The following is a 13,741-nucleotide window of genomic DNA, read 5'->3' as shown; positions in this document are numbered from 1 at the left end:
GGTGGCGGGCTCTCGCACTTTTTCGCCCAAACGGACGTTTCGGGGTTACTGGCGGCCGCGTTTGACCTGGTTGAAGGGGACTCCGCGGTCGGCGGCCAACTCGCGGGGGAAGCCGAGGATGCGCTCGGCGATCACGTTGCGGGCCATCTCGGAACTGCCGCCACCCAACGAGCCCGTCTGCCGGGACAGGTAGCGCACGCCCACGTCGAACACTCCGCCGTCGCCGGTCTCGTCGATGACGCCCGCGGTTCCGGCGATGGCCAGCGCGGTGTCGACCTCGAGTTCGGTGGTGTCGGCGTGGAACAACCGGATCAGGGTGCCGGCGTTGGGCGGCAGCGCTCCGGTCGCGATCGACGTCGACACGTGTTGGATCAGTTGCTCCTTGACCTCGCGGTGCACCAGCGCCCGCCCGGCGAGCTCCTGGACCCGTGGCTCGTCGGACTGACCGGTGGCCTCGGCGATCGCCACATAGTCCGGCGGCATCTCGGACGCGTTCTCGGCGCCGCGTCCGCTGGCGAACTCCGAACCGCCGCCGACCGCGCGCCGCTCATGGTGCAGCTGCCGCGATGCCACGGCCCAGCCGCCGTTGACCTCGCCCACCACGGCGTCGTCACCGAGCTCGAGGCCGTCGAAGAACTCCTCGCAGAACTCCTCGTTGCCGTTGACCTCCTTGATCCGGCGCATCGTGATGCCGGGGGAGTTCAGCGGGACCAAGAACATGGTCAGGCCCTCGTGCTTGGGCACGTTCCAGTCGGTGCGGGCCAGCATCAGGCCATAGTCGGCGGCGAAGGCGCTGGTGCTCCAGGTCTTGGCGCCGTTGATGATCCACTTGTCGCCCTGGCGGTCGGCGCGCGTGATGACGCCGGCCAGGTCCGAGCCGCCGCTGGGCTCGCTGAGCAGCTGGCAGAGGATCTCCTCGCCGCGGATGGCGGCCGAGATGCGGTCGCGCTTCTGCTGTTCGCTGCCCATGTCGAGGATGGTTGCCGCGCAGATGGTGAAGCTCGGGACGTTGAGGATCAGCGGCATTTCGTAGGTGCGGCATTCGGCGTCGAAGGCCTGCTGGTACGCGAGGTCCAGCCCCAGGCCGCCGTATTCGCGGGGGAAGCAGATGCCGGCGAAGCCGCCGGCGTGCAGCTTGCGTTGCATTTCGGTGGCGCGGTCCCACGACGACTGCTCGGCCCGCACGAAGAACGGCGGGTTGTCCGGGTCGATGCGGGTCATGTTCTCGGCCAGCCAGGTTCGGGCCCGGGCCGCGAATTCTGTTACGGATTCCGGCATTTCGCCAACCTCGGTGGCCGTTGTCACGGTCTCGGTCATGCGTGGACGTCCTCCTGCTTCCGGCTGAGTTCGTACACGGTGCGGTAGTGGTCCTCGGGGGAGCCGAACATCGCCCGGTACAGCGCCGCGCGGCGCAGGAACAGATGTAGGTCGTGCTCCCAGGTGACGCCGATGCCGCCGTGCAGCTGCACGCAGTCCTGCAGGATCACCGGGGTTCGTTCGGCCACATAGGCTTTCGCGATGCTGACCAGTTTGGGGGCGTCGGGCGAGCGGCCGGCCACCGCGGCCACCGCACCGGCGGTGGTGGCCCGGGCCGCCTCGAACCACATCTTGTCGTTCGCAAAGCGGTGCTTGAGCGCCTGGTAGGACGAGAGCGGTCGGCCGAAGCTGTGCCGGTCGGTGAGCCACTGGGTGGTGAAGCCGAGCACGGTGTCCAGGATGCCGACGAGTTCGGCGCACTGCAGTATCAGTGCGACCTGGCGCTGTCGCTCGATGATGGCCGGCGTCTGCTCGGCGCTGCCGACGACGGCGTCGCTGCCGATCTCGACACCGTCGAACTGCACTCGGGCGTAAATCTTGACCATGTCCAGTGAGCGCTGCGGGGTGACGGTGACGCCGGCGGTGTCGGCCGGCACCACGAACTGACGCAGCGTGCCGTCGCAGTTGGCAGTGACCAGTAGCGCGCCCGCCCGGTCGCCGGCCTCGACACGGTCCTTGACGCCGTCGATGCGGTAGCCGGACGCCGTCTGGGTGGCCGTTGTTGCCGACGCGGTCGGGTCGAAGGGCCGGCCGGGTTCGTAGACCGCCCAGGACGCCACGAGTTCACCGGCCACCAGGGCCTCGATGGTGTCGCCGTGGCCCTCGGGCGCCTCGACCAGACCGGCGAGCACCACGCTCACCGGATGCAACGGCCCGGGTGCCACCGAGCGCCCCACCTGCTCGGCGACGAGCGCCAGATCGGCCACGCCGTCACCCGAAACACTGCCTCCGCCAAGTTCTTCGGGGACCAGCAGGCTGGCCCAGCCCAGCTCGGCGGCGCGTTGCCACCAGCCGGGGTCGTACGATTCGTCGGCGGCGTGCAGCTCGCGTACCCGCGTCAGCGGGGCTTCCTTGTCCAGGAAAGCCTGCGTGGTCGACGCGAACAGCATCTGTTCGGGATTGGCGACGTCGGTCATCGTGGTCCTCGGTGAGTGTGCGTGTTGGTCCGCTCCCGCGCGGCGTGCCGCACACTTGTGCGCACGCTCGCGCCGGAGCGTCGGGCGATCTCAGGCGGGGAGGACGAGCGCCGGGACGTCCGGCTTGTAGACCACCTTGTTGTCGACCTTGAACAGGTCGACCATATTGCGTCCCATCACCTTTTTCACGCCCTCGTCGTCGAGGCCGTGCGCCACCAGGTCGTCGACCAGGTTGATCGGGTCGGCCAGACCCTCGGGGTGCGGCCAGTCCGAACCGAAGATCACGCGGTCGATGCCGCACAGCTCGGCCATCTTCTTGAAGTCGTCCTCCCAGAACGGAGCGACGTACACGCAGCGCCGGAAGGCCTCCACCGGATCCTCGGGGAACTCGTTCGGCATCTTCGAGAAGACGTCCTTGAACTGGTAGAAGAGGTAGGGCACCCAGGATGCACCGTTCTCGACGGACAGGATGCGCAGGTCGGGGTTGCGGGTGAACGTGCCGTGGCAGACCAGCGCGGCCATGGTGTCCTCGATGGGCCGCTTGCCCATCGCCACCATCCGGAACGAGGTGGGCTTGAACGGCAGGAACTCGTCGGCCGGCTCCCAGTCGTTGAGGTACTGCGCGTAGCCGGAGTCCGAGGCGTGCATTGCGACGGGGATGCCGGCCTTCACGCAGGCCTGCCAGAACGGATCGAACTCCTCGGTGCCGAAGGAGCGTGTTCCCCGGAAGCCGGGTACCGGGGCCGGGCGCACCAGCACGGTCTTCGCGCCGCGCTCGAGACACCACTCGAGCTCCTCGAGTGCGCGGTCGACGATCGGCAGCGTGATGACCGGGGTGGAGAAGATGCGGTCCTCGTAGTTGAACTGCCAGGTCTCGTACATCCACTCGTTGAGGGCGTGGATGATGTCGTGGATCAGGTTCGGATCGTCCTTGAGGCGCTCCTCGACCAGGCTGGCCAGCGTCGGGAACATCAGCGTGTAGTCCAGGCCCAGCCCGTCCATCACCTCGAGCCGGGCGGCCGGATCACGAAACGCCGGAATGGATTTCATCGGCTTGCCCATGACCTCGCGGTAGCTCTTGCCGCCGCTACCGTGCCGGAAGTACTCCTCCTGGGCGCCCGGTCGCGCGACCACCTCGAAGGTGGGATTCGGGATGTAGTCGCTGATGTGGTTGCGCACCACGATCTTGGTGCGGCCGTGCACGTCGATGTAGTCGATGACGCCCTTGTGCTTGGCCGGCAGGAACTTGGTGAGCGCCTCTTTGGGCTCGTAGAAGTGGTTGTCGGCGTCGAAGACCGGATAGTCGAGGATGCGTGACGGCATGGTGACGAACTCCTGGGATGGCTGACTGTGGGCATTGGGTGGGCGGCGCTGGTAATGGCATTACCGCTCGGTGGTAACAAGATTACCATGAGAGGCCGGTGCGGGGCCAGGGGCGGTTCGGTGCGGTTGTTTTCGCAGCTCAGACGGCCGTCAGGCCGCGCAGGCAGAACGTGAAGACGTGATCGCTCTCAATGACCGTTCCGGTCAGGTCGGTGCCGAGGCCGCGTAGCCGCAGGGCGCCCAGGATGCTCTGCGTCAGGACCGCCGCGTCGGCGTCGAGATCCAGGTCGGCGCGGAAGGCGCCCTCGGTCACGCCGCGGCGCAGGATCTCTACCACCAGCTCGTGCAATGGCCGCAGGACCAGCGCGAACTCGCGCGGCCGGGTCTGCAGCAGGTGGTCGTTGTAGTAGCTCAGGCCCCGGTTGATGCTGTCCTGGGTGCTCGAATGCGCTGGGGCGCTGATCCGTTCGACGAGCCGCCGCAATGCGTCGGTGGCGGACATCTCCGCGGTCTCGGCACGCCAGCGCGTCGTCGCGTCGATCATGATCCGCTCGACCAGCGCCAGCAGCAGTTCGTCCTTGGTGGCAAAGTGCTGGTAGAAGGCCCGCAGGGAGGTCTTCGAGCGCTGCACGACGTCCAGCACGGTGAAGTCGGTGCCGCCCGTCTCGCCCAGGATGTCCAGGGCCGAGCGCATGAAGCTCTCGGCGCGCGACTCCGCCACCGGCGAGTTCGCGCCGGAGCCGTTGGGCTTGGCCATGGCGTCCCCTGAAGGTCGTGCGCGGTGCAGATGTCCGCGCCGTTGGAGCACGAGGGTACAGCTCGGACGCCCGGGTGTGGAGGGTTGGCCGCGACGTGCGCCGCGGACTACTGTGTGGAACCCAAGGCGGGCCGCAGGCCTCGCGCGATGGCGCACCCTGACCCGCCGGCATCTGACTGCTGTGTGTGATCCGTTGTGTACCAACATGAATCGTGGGAGAAGGGCGAAAGCAGAATGACAACCGAATCGGGCAGCGCGGTGTGGACGCTGCAGGGTTTGCTCGACCTGTTCGATGTGCCGTTCAGCGGGAGGAGCGACGGCGATGATGTCGTGCTCGCCGAGACCGGCCTGGCGGGCCAGGACGACCGGCAGGTGGTCGAGGGCACCCAGGTACTGGCGCAGGCGATCGTGGCTGTGGCCAAACGCTTTCCGGACAAGTCGGTCCGCACGGCTACGGCGGTGTTCAGCCGCGCGGTGATGGTCGGTGCGCCGGTCGAACTCGGGATCGACGTGTTCCATGAAGGCCGCTCCACCGCCACGGCGCTGGTGACCGCCACCCAGAACGGGAAGCGCTGCATCACCGTCACGGTGCTCGCCGATGTGCCGTCCGAAGACGTGATCCGTCACGAGCTGCCGAAGCCGGCCGTGGCCGGCCCGGACCAGGCGAACGTCTCCGAGATGCCGATGACGGGGCGCCAGCTGCGGCTGGTCGACGTGGTCGACGTCAACAGCCCCGACGAGGTCGGCCCGCCCGAGCTGTACGCCTGGCTGCACTACGACCCGGTGCCGGCCCGCGACGATCTGGCCAAAGCGCTGGTCGCGTATTTCACCGGGCACCTTGGTATTTCGACGACGATGCGGGCTCACGAGGGCATCGGAACCGCGCAGGCACACCTGACGGTCTCCACCGCACCGATGACCGTCACTGTGTCGTTCCACGAACCGTTCCACTGGGACGGCTGGCTGCTCTACACCCATGAGAGCACCCAGGTGGGTGGCGGGATGTCCTACGTGCGCGGCACCGTGCACACCGAGGACGGCCGGCTGCTCGCGTCGTTCACGCAGGACGCGCTGATCCGCCCGTTGCGCACCACCGACAACGCGATCAAGGCGCAGTCCCGCCTGTAGGTGGTCGATCTCCCCGGCGAGTGTGCGTGTAGGTCCGCGACTCGCCGGGGATACCTGTACTTCTGTGCACCCTCGTAGCCGGACGGGCGGGTGCATCGTTCGCGTCGGGCGCGGTGCGAGGGTGCCGAAAAGTTCGCGGCGGGGCGGCGTGTCGCGTACCGACACGCACGCTCACGGAAAAAAGTCAGCCCTACGGGTGGTCGAGGTCGCGGGCGTTGTAGGTGTCGCACTTGTTCGGGTTACCGGTCTGGTAGCCGACGGTGAACCACGCCTGACGTTCGGACGACGAGCCGTGCGTCCAGGACTCCGGGTTGACCCGGCCGGTGGCCTGCTTCTGGATCCGGTCGTCGCCCACCGATGACGCCGCCGACAGCGCATCGGCAATGTCCTTGTCGCTCAACGGCTGCAGGAAGGTCACGTCGGTGCCGGGCTGCTTGGTGATGGCGGCGTAGTGCGCCCACACCCCGGCGTAGCAGTCGGCCTGCAACTCGGTGCGCACGCTGTTGCCCTCGGCGCCCTGCGGACCCTGCTGCGCCTTTCCGATGTCGCCCAGCAGGTTCTGGACGTGATGGCCGTATTCGTGGGCCACCACGTACTCCTGGGCCAACGGGCCACCACTGGAACCGAACTGCTTGGTGAGCACATCGAAGAAGTCGGTGTCGAAATACGCCACTTGGTCGGCGGGGCAGTAGAACGGGCCGACGTCGGAGGTGGCCGCCCCGCACGCGGTATTGGTCTGGCCCTTGAACAGTTTCATGTGGGGAGGCGTGTAGCCCTTCATCAGCTGACTCCACACGCCGTCGACGGAGTTGCCGGTAGCGATCATCCGGCACTCGATCTTCTCGTTGGCGTCCTTGCCGGTTCGGCACTGGTTGAGGTCGAAACCGGGTGCGTCGACGCCGCCCTGCGGTTCGATGGCCTGCTGGCTGAGCACCGAACCGGGATCGCCGCCCAGGAACAGCGTGAGCAGCAGGATCACCAGCCCGACCATGCCGCCGCCGACAGCGATACCGCCGCCACCCCCCGGGAAGCCGCCACCGCCCCCGCTGGTCGAGGTGCGGCTGGTGTCGATCCGGACACCTTCGTTGAAGGTCATGCTGGCCCCTTCGAGGTCACGCTGCATCGCTTTGCCGTACAGCTTTGCACACTACGATTTTGCCGTGGCCGTCGTTGCTCGAGTTGAGACCACCGTCGTCACCCGGACCGGTGCGGTCCGCGGGACGCGGGAAGGGGCGGTCGCGGTGTGGCGCGGCGTGCCGTACGCACAGCAGCCCGTCGGTGCCCGGCGTTTCATGGCGCCCGGCCCACTGCCGTCGTGGGAGGGCGTTCGCGACGCCACCCGGCACGGTCCGCTGCCACCGCAGGGCAAGACATTCGTCGGCGCCGGCCGCGACGATCCCAAACATCGCGACGAGGCGTGCCTGACGCTGACGGTGTGGTCGCCCGATCCGGGCGCCGCGCTGCCCGTCATGGTGTGGATCCCCGGCGGTGCGTTCGTGTTCGGGGCCGGTCAGTTCCAGCTGTACAACGGGTCGCGGCTGGCAGCCAACGGCAACGTCGTGGTGGTCAATGTGACGTACCGGATCGGCGTGTTCGGTGGGTTCGAACTCGGTTCCCTCGGAGAGGGTTTCGACGACAACCTGTGCCTGCGTGACCAGATCGCGGCACTGGAGTGGGTGCGCGACAACATCGCCGCGTTCGGCGGTGACCCCGACCGGGTGACGGTGTTCGGGGAGTCGGCGGGTGCGACGTCGGTGCTGGCGTTGCTGGCCAGCCCCGCGGCCCAGGGACTGTTCGGCCGCGCCATCGCGCAGTCTCCGGCCCTGCCGTTGATCGCCGACCACGACACCCGGGCTGAACAGGCGCAGCGATTCGTCGCCGACCTGGGCGTGGCGCCGGCCGAACTCAAGGAGCTGCCGCAGCGCGACCTGCGCCGGGCGGCCGGGCGCCAACAGCTGCGCAGCGTCGGGACCTCGCCGACGCTGGCCTACGGGCTCACCCACGGCACCGAGCTGCTGCCGCACCATCCGGTCCCGGCGGCACGCGCCGGCGCCATGGCACCCTTGCCGCTGATCGTCGGCACCAACAGTCATGAGGCCTCGATGTTCGCCTGGTCGCGCCCGCCGATGTTGCCCACCACCGCACCGCTGGTCGACGACTACTTCGCCCGGGTGGCTCCCGACGACCGCGAGCGGATGCTGGCGGCGTACCCGGGCTATCCGCGCCGGCGCGCGCTGGTGACGTTCGGCTCCGACGTCATGTTCGGTGCCCCGACATGGGCGTTCGCCGACGCCTACAGCGCGTGCGCGCCGACTTTTGTCTATCGCTTCGACCACGTCACGTCGACGCTGCGGGCGCTGGGCCTGGGCGCCACGCACGGCAGTGAGATCGTGCACGTGCACCACAGCTACGGCTCCTACCTCGGCCGCAAGCTGCACCCGCTGGGCCGGCACGTGCCGCCAGCGGTGGGGCGGCGCATGCAGCGGTACTGGCTGGAGTTCGTCGGCGGCAACCCGCCCGGCCCGGACTGGCCGCAGTATCGGGTTCCGCGCCGGGCTGTCCGGATCATCGGCACGACGCGCGACGCCACCGTCGACGATCCCGACGCGGTGCGCCGCCTCGCCTGGGAGGGCCTGCACGGCAACGGGTTTGAGGGTTTTCAGCCTCTGGGCGTCAGCGGTTGACGGCGAACCGGGCGGCGCCGTAGCTGCGCAGGTTGTACAGGAATCGCTGGAACAGCCAGCCCATCACCGGCCGGCCCAGCGTCATCCCGAGCCGGCCGGCCAGACCGTTCGGTTTCATGGCCATCACCCAGGTCAGGTGGCAGCCAGTGGGCGTCCGGACCACCCGGTAGTCCTCGGCGAACGCGGTGATCGCCCGGGTGGTGGACTCGTTGAACCGGAAAGCCATGTGCGTGAACGGCTCCCAGGCCAGGAACTCCTCATCGCCGGTGATGCCGCCGCGCATGTCCACGGTGCGGGTGGTGCCCACGCCGCGGGGTTCGGGCGAGGTCCAGGTGACCCTGGTGATCGCCGATGCCCAGTGCGGCCAGGATTCGGCGTCGGCCAGCACGTCGAACAACTGCTCGGGCGTGATCGCCAGGTCGACCGTGCTGACGAACCGGAACGGCGCCGTCTCGGTGAAGTCGAGGCCGACCCGCTGGCAGGGATAGCGCTTGGGCATGGGCGCCAGCCTACTGGGACCCCTCTAGACTGGGCAGTCGTCTTCCCCAGAGCTCTAGGAGTGTTTGTGCTGCGCAGTCACGATGCCGGGTCGTTGCGGGCCGCCGACGCCGGAAAGACGGTGACGCTGGCGGGCTGGGTGGCCCGACGGCGTGACCACGGTGGCGTCATCTTCATCGATCTGCGCGACGTCAGCGGCGTTGCCCAGGTGGTGTTCCGCGACGAGGGTGTGCTGGCGCAGGCGCACCGGCTGCGCGCCGAGTTCTGCGTCGCCGTCACCGGCGTCGTCGAGATCCGGCCGGAGGGCAACGCCAACGCCGAGATTGCCACCGGTGAGATCGAGGTCAATGCGACGGCGCTGACGGTGCTGGGGGAGAGCGCGCCGTTGCCGTTCCAGCTCGACGAGACCGCCGGCGAGGAAGCCCGCCTGCGATACCGCTACCTGGATCTTCGCCGCGAGGGGCCGGGCAACGCAATCCGGTTGCGCTCCAAGGTGAATGCCGCCGCACGCGCGGTGCTGGCCGACCACGATTTCGTGGAGATCGAGACGCCGACGCTGACGCGGTCGACGCCCGAAGGCGCCCGGGACTTCCTGGTGCCCGCGCGCCTGCAACCCGGCAGCTTCTACGCGCTGCCGCAGAGCCCGCAGCTGTTCAAACAGCTGCTGATGGTTGCCGGGATGGAGCGCTACTACCAGATCGCCCGCTGCTACCGCGACGAGGATTTCCGCGCCGACCGGCAGCCGGAGTTCACCCAGCTGGACATGGAGATGAGCTTCGTCGAACCCGACGACGTGATCGCCGTTTCCGAAGAAGTGCTGCGGGCACTGTGGTCCCTGATCGGCTACGACCTGCCCCTGCCGTTACCGCGGATCAGCTACGCCGACGCCATGCGCCGCTTCGGCAGCGACAAGCCCGACCTGCGGTTCGCCGTCGAACTGGTCGAATGCACCGATTACTTCACCGACACGCCGTTCCGGGTGTTCCAGGCGCCCTACGTGGGGGCCGTGGTCATGCCCGGCGGGGCGTCGCAGCCGCGCCGCACGCTGGACGGCTGGCAGGAGTTCGCCAAGCAGCGCGGCCACAAGGGCCTGGCCTATGTGTTGATCGGTGAGGATGGCGAGCTGACCGGCCCGGTGGCCAAGAACCTGTCCGACGCCGAGCGCGCCGGGCTGGCCGCCCACGTCGGCGCCGCGCCGGGCGACTGTGTCTTCTTCGCCGCCGGCACCGCAAAGAATGCCCGCGCACTGCTGGGTGCCACCCGCATCGAGATCGCCAAGCGGCTGGACCTGATCGACCCCGCCGCCTGGGCGTTCACCTGGGTGGTGGACTGGCCGCTGTTCGAGGCCACCGACGACGCCACCGCATCCGGCGACGTCGCCGTCGGCTCCGGCGCGTGGACGGCGGTGCACCACGCGTTCACCTCACCCCAGCCCGGCTCGGAGGCCACCTTCGACACCGACCCCGGCAGCGCGCTGGCCAATGCGTACGACATCGTGTGCAACGGCAACGAGATCGGCGGCGGGTCCATCCGTATCCACCGCCGCGACGTGCAGGAGCGGGTGTTCGCGATGATGGGCATCGATCACAACGAAGCCCAGGACAAGTTCGGATTCCTGTTGGAGGCCTTCACGTTCGGCGCCCCGCCGCACGGCGGCATCGCGTTCGGCTGGGACCGGATCACCGCGCTGCTGGCCGGCGAGGACTCGATCCGTGAGGTGATCGCCTTCCCGAAGACCGGCGGCGGTGTCGACCCGCTGACGGAAGCACCGGCGCCGATCACCGCCCAGCAGCGCAAGGAATCCGGCATCGACGCGAAACCGGAACCGGCCGCGCCGTGACCGATTTCAACGCCAACGTCGTCGAGGAGTTCCGCGCCAACCGTGGCGTGGTCGGCGGACCGTTCGCGGGCCGCACGATGCTGCTGCTGCACACCACGGGTGCCCGCTCGGGTGAGCCCCGGCTGTCACCGCTGGTGTACGTCACCGTCGACGGGCGGATGCTGATCATCGCGTCCTACGCCGGTGCCCCCAGCGATCCGGCCTGGGCGCACAACCTGCGGGCCCAGCCGAGGGCGCGGATCGAGGCCGCCACGCCGGACGGAATCGTCGAGCGGGAGGTGCTCGCCCGCGAACTGCCCCCCGACGAACGGGACACGGTGTACCCGGCAGTCATCGCGCAGGCACCGAATTTCGCGGACTACCAGTCGAAGACCTCCCGGGTCATCCCGATCTTCGAACTCGGCTAACTCGACAGGAACCCGCGCAACGCCTCGGCCATCTCGGCCCGGATCGGCGCACCGGAGACCACCAGGTCGACCATGGTGGGCGACAGGTGGGTGTGGCCGCGCGCCTGGACGTGCCGCGTCGGTACGCCGGCGGCGGCCAGCGCCTCGGCGTAGGCGTCGCCCTCGTCGCGCAGCGGGTCGAACTCGGCGGTGATCACCACAGCCGGCGGCAGGCCGGACAGATCGGCGGCGCGCAACGGCGCCAGCCGTGGGTCGTCCGGATCGGCTGGATCGTCGCCGGCACAGTAGTGCAGCCGGAACCAGTCCATCACCCCGGTGGTCAGCCCGTAACCGACGGCGTTCTCGGTGTGCGACGGGTAGCGCCGGGTGTCGGTCGGCGGGGTCAGCAGCGCCTGCCCGGCGATCCGCGGGCCATCCTGCTCGCGGGCCAGGTGGCACATCACGGTCGCCATGTTGGCGCCCGCACTCCAGCCGGCCACGGCCAGCCGGTCGGAAACCCCGCCCAGTTCGGCGGCGTGCTCGGCGACCCAGCGCAGTGCCGCGTAACCGTCGTCGACCGCGGCGGGGAACGGGTGTTCCGGGCCGTGCCGGTAGTTCACCGAGACGACCAGCGCGTCGGTGCGCACACACAGGTCCCGGCACAGCGAGTCGTCGGAAGTCTCGTCGCCCAGCACCCAACCGCCGCCGTGCCAGTAGACGATCACCGGATGCGGGCCGGGCGTGGCGGGCCGGTACAGCCGGTAGGCCAGTTCACCGGCGGGGCCCGGGAGCTTTCCGTCGAGCACCTCGCCGACCTCGGGGCCCGGTGGGTAGGCGGCGACGGACAGTGCCCACAGCCCGCGGGCGTCGTCGACGGGCAGCGATTCCATGGGCGGCAGGTTCAGCTCGGCCATCTGCTCGAGCACGGCCTGGATGTCGGGTTGCAAGCGTCGCACCAGGCCATCGTTGCACACCGTCCGGTCCGGACCGGTCAGCCGGAACCCGAGGTAGCCCTGTTCGACGACGTCGGCGCACACTGCGGCGTAGGCGTCGACCCCCGGGGTGTACGGCATGAAGACCTGTGGTTTGCCGGGGACGTTGGCGCCCATGTACCACGAATTCGCCTGGGGGAAAAGGGTTATCGCGGCGCCGTCGGCGAGGTGCCGCATCCAGCCGGTTTCCGCGGTAGCGGTGGGCTCGATGGTGTCCAGGCCCTGTGTGCGCAGGTGGGCCAGGACGTCGGCGACGACGTCGATGTGCTGTTCGATGGAAACGGCCATGTTGGACAGCACCGACGGGCTGCCCGGTCCGGCGATCAGGAACAGGTTCGGGAACCCGGCCACCGTCAGCCCCAGATACGTCGAAGGACCTTGTGCCCATTTGTCTTTCAGGGTCAGGCCGTTGCGGCCGGTGATGTCCACGGCCAGCACTGCACCGGTCATCGCATCGAAGCCGGTGGCCAGCACGATCGCGTCCACCTCGAATGACTCACCGGCCGTGTCGATCCCGGTCTCGGTCACGGTCCGCAGCGGCTGCGCGCGCAGGTCGACCAGTCGCACGTGTGGTGCGTTGAACGTCTCGAAGTAGTCGGTGTTCAGGGCGAGTCTCTTGGCCCCGACCGGATACCCGGTGGGGCTCAGCGCGTCAGCGGTCCTGGGATCCTGCACGGCCGCACGGATCTTGGCGCGCAAGAAGTCGGCGAGTTCGTCGTTGGTCCTCGGGTTGGTCATCAGGTCGGCGTAGATGTTGAAGACCTCGAGCAGTTCGCCCAGCTGCCAGGCCCGCTCGTATCGGGCCCGGCGTTCGTCCGGTGTGGCCATGAACGCGAACGTCTGGGTGCGCTCGACAGGCACACCGCCGAAGGATTCGCGGGCGGCGGCGCGGTAGGCCGGCTCGTCCTCGAGCGCGGCGATCTTGTTCTCCGACAGCGGTCCGTTGTGCGCCGGGATGGAGAAGCACGGGGTGCGCTGGAACACCAGCACCTCCCGGGCCTGCTGGGCGATCAACGGAATCGATTGAATGCCGGACGATCCCGTACCGATCACCGCGACGCGCTCACCGGTGAAGTCCGGTGGCTCGTGCGGCCAGCGGCCGGTGAGATAGACCTCACCGCCGAACCTGTCGAGCCCCTCGACGTCGGGATCCTTGGGCATCGACAGGCAGCCGGTCGCCATCACCAGGTGCCGGCAGGTCACCTCGTCACCGCGGTCGGTGTGCACCCGCCACGTCGACGTCGCGTCGTCCCAGGCGACGCTGGTGACCCGGGTGTTGAACCGGATGTCGCGGCGCAGCCCGAACTTGTCGGCGACGTGTTCGAGGTAACGAAGGATCTCCGGTTGGGTGGCGTACTTCTCCGACCACTGCCAGTCGCTGCGCCAGTCCGGGTCGAAGCTGAACATGTAGTCGACACTCGGGATGTCCACCCGCGCACCCGGATACCGGTTCCAGTACCACGTGCCGCCGACGTCCGCGCCGGCCTCGAAGGCGCACGCCGTCAGCCCGAGCTCCCGCAGCCGGTGCAACGTCCCGAGCCCGGCGAAACCGGCCCCCACCACCACGACGTCGACGGCCCCCACAGCGTCCATGCAGCGAGTATTCCGTGTCGTGGAGCACCTCAGGGTGCTTTCCCGATTCCGCGCGCGATGCGCGGTCCGGCGCCGTGTGCTGGGATG

At 68.8% G+C, this 13,741-nt stretch carries 11 protein-coding genes; 4 read left to right on the top strand and 7 right to left on the bottom strand.

Annotated elements, in window-relative coordinates:
* Positions 1–45 precede the first annotated feature (45 nt).
* The 4 genes from U0R18_RS04735 to U0R18_RS04720 all read right to left on the bottom strand — a co-directional run bounded on the left by U0R18_RS04735 (position 46) and on the right by U0R18_RS04720 (position 4,533).
* Entirely contained in the window at positions 46–1,317 is a 1,272-nt protein-coding gene (locus tag U0R18_RS04735; protein ID WP_526366430.1) for an acyl-CoA dehydrogenase family protein, read from the bottom strand.
* Entirely contained in the window at positions 1,314–2,453 is a 1,140-nt protein-coding gene (locus tag U0R18_RS04730; protein WP_526366428.1) for an acyl-CoA dehydrogenase family protein, read from the bottom strand. Before U0R18_RS04730 ends, U0R18_RS04735 begins: the two co-directional genes overlap by 4 nt.
* A gap of 90 nt (positions 2,454–2,543) precedes the next feature.
* A complete protein-coding gene (locus U0R18_RS04725; protein ID WP_526366426.1) occupies positions 2,544–3,776 on the bottom strand; it encodes an amidohydrolase family protein in 1,233 nt (410 codons plus the stop codon).
* Between the two features lie 139 nt (positions 3,777–3,915).
* A complete protein-coding gene (locus U0R18_RS04720; RefSeq protein WP_526366424.1) occupies positions 3,916–4,533 on the bottom strand; it encodes a TetR/AcrR family transcriptional regulator in 618 nt (205 codons plus the stop codon).
* A 234-nt stretch (positions 4,534–4,767) separates the two neighbouring features.
* Here U0R18_RS04720 and U0R18_RS04715 point away from each other — a divergent pair, with 234 nt between their 5' ends.
* Positions 4,768–5,661, top strand: a complete 894-nt coding sequence (locus U0R18_RS04715; protein ID WP_526366422.1) for an acyl-CoA thioesterase — start codon at positions 4,768–4,770, stop codon at positions 5,659–5,661.
* 190 nt (positions 5,662–5,851) lie between these two features.
* Here the strand turns inward: U0R18_RS04715 and ypfJ are convergent, their stop codons facing one another.
* Positions 5,852–6,757, bottom strand: coding sequence for a KPN_02809 family neutral zinc metallopeptidase (gene ypfJ, locus U0R18_RS04710; RefSeq protein WP_526366420.1), 906 nt, complete (start codon positions 6,755–6,757; stop codon positions 5,852–5,854).
* A gap of 64 nt (positions 6,758–6,821) precedes the next feature.
* Here ypfJ and U0R18_RS04705 point away from each other — a divergent pair, with 64 nt between their 5' ends.
* Positions 6,822–8,345 (top strand): carboxylesterase/lipase family protein, encoded by a 1,524-nt coding sequence (locus tag U0R18_RS04705; protein ID WP_526366418.1) that lies wholly within the window; start codon positions 6,822–6,824, stop codon positions 8,343–8,345.
* Here the strand turns inward: U0R18_RS04705 and U0R18_RS04700 are convergent.
* Positions 8,335–8,844, bottom strand: a complete 510-nt coding sequence (locus U0R18_RS04700; protein WP_526366416.1) for an SRPBCC family protein — start codon at positions 8,842–8,844, stop codon at positions 8,335–8,337. The two genes, U0R18_RS04705 and U0R18_RS04700, sit on opposite strands and share 11 nt — an antisense overlap.
* 60 nt (positions 8,845–8,904) lie before the next feature.
* Here U0R18_RS04700 and aspS point away from each other — a divergent pair, with 60 nt between their 5' ends.
* A complete protein-coding gene (aspS, locus tag U0R18_RS04695; protein ID WP_526366414.1) occupies positions 8,905–10,683 on the top strand; it encodes an aspartate--tRNA ligase in 1,779 nt (592 codons plus the stop codon).
* Positions 10,680–11,090, top strand: coding sequence for a nitroreductase family deazaflavin-dependent oxidoreductase (locus U0R18_RS04690; RefSeq protein WP_526366412.1), 411 nt, complete (start codon positions 10,680–10,682; stop codon positions 11,088–11,090). Before aspS ends, U0R18_RS04690 begins: the two co-directional genes overlap by 4 nt.
* Here U0R18_RS04690 and U0R18_RS04685 read toward each other — a convergent pair.
* Complete coding sequence (locus U0R18_RS04685; protein WP_526366410.1) at positions 11,087–13,654, bottom strand: alpha/beta hydrolase fold domain-containing protein; 2,568 nt, start codon at positions 13,652–13,654, stop codon at positions 11,087–11,089. The genes U0R18_RS04690 and U0R18_RS04685 overlap by 4 nt on opposite strands.
* Between the last annotated feature and the right edge of the window lie 87 nt (positions 13,655–13,741).

The sequence above is a fragment of the Mycobacterium sp. genome, assembly GCF_046330795.1.
Lineage (GTDB): Bacteria > Actinomycetota > Actinomycetes > Mycobacteriales > Mycobacteriaceae > Mycobacterium.
Note: the sequence above shows the minus strand (reverse complement) of the source record. Positions and strands in the feature narration are given on the sequence as shown.

What these genes read in the sequence shown, in the direction of transcription:
- U0R18_RS04700 (WP_526366416.1), bottom strand. Translation starts at nt 8,844, where the DNA reads ATGCCCAAGCGCTATCCCTGCCAGCGGGTCGGCCTCGACTTCACCGAG.
- U0R18_RS04725 (WP_526366426.1), bottom strand. Translation starts at nt 3,776, where the DNA reads ATGCCGTCACGCATCCTCGACTATCCGGTCTTCGACGCCGACAACCAC.
- U0R18_RS04685 (WP_526366410.1), bottom strand. Translation starts at nt 13,654, where the DNA reads ATGGACGCTGTGGGGGCCGTCGACGTCGTGGTGGTGGGGGCCGGTTTC.
- U0R18_RS04730 (WP_526366428.1), bottom strand. Translation starts at nt 2,453, where the DNA reads ATGACCGACGTCGCCAATCCCGAACAGATGCTGTTCGCGTCGACCACG.
- U0R18_RS04720 (WP_526366424.1), bottom strand. Translation starts at nt 4,533, where the DNA reads ATGGCCAAGCCCAACGGCTCCGGCGCGAACTCGCCGGTGGCGGAGTCG.
- U0R18_RS04735 (WP_526366430.1), bottom strand. Translation starts at nt 1,317, where the DNA reads ATGACCGAGACCGTGACAACGGCCACCGAGGTTGGCGAAATGCCGGAA.
- ypfJ (WP_526366420.1), bottom strand. Translation starts at nt 6,757, where the DNA reads ATGACCTTCAACGAAGGTGTCCGGATCGACACCAGCCGCACCTCGACC.
- U0R18_RS04715 (WP_526366422.1), top strand. Translation starts at nt 4,768, where the DNA reads ATGACAACCGAATCGGGCAGCGCGGTGTGGACGCTGCAGGGTTTGCTC.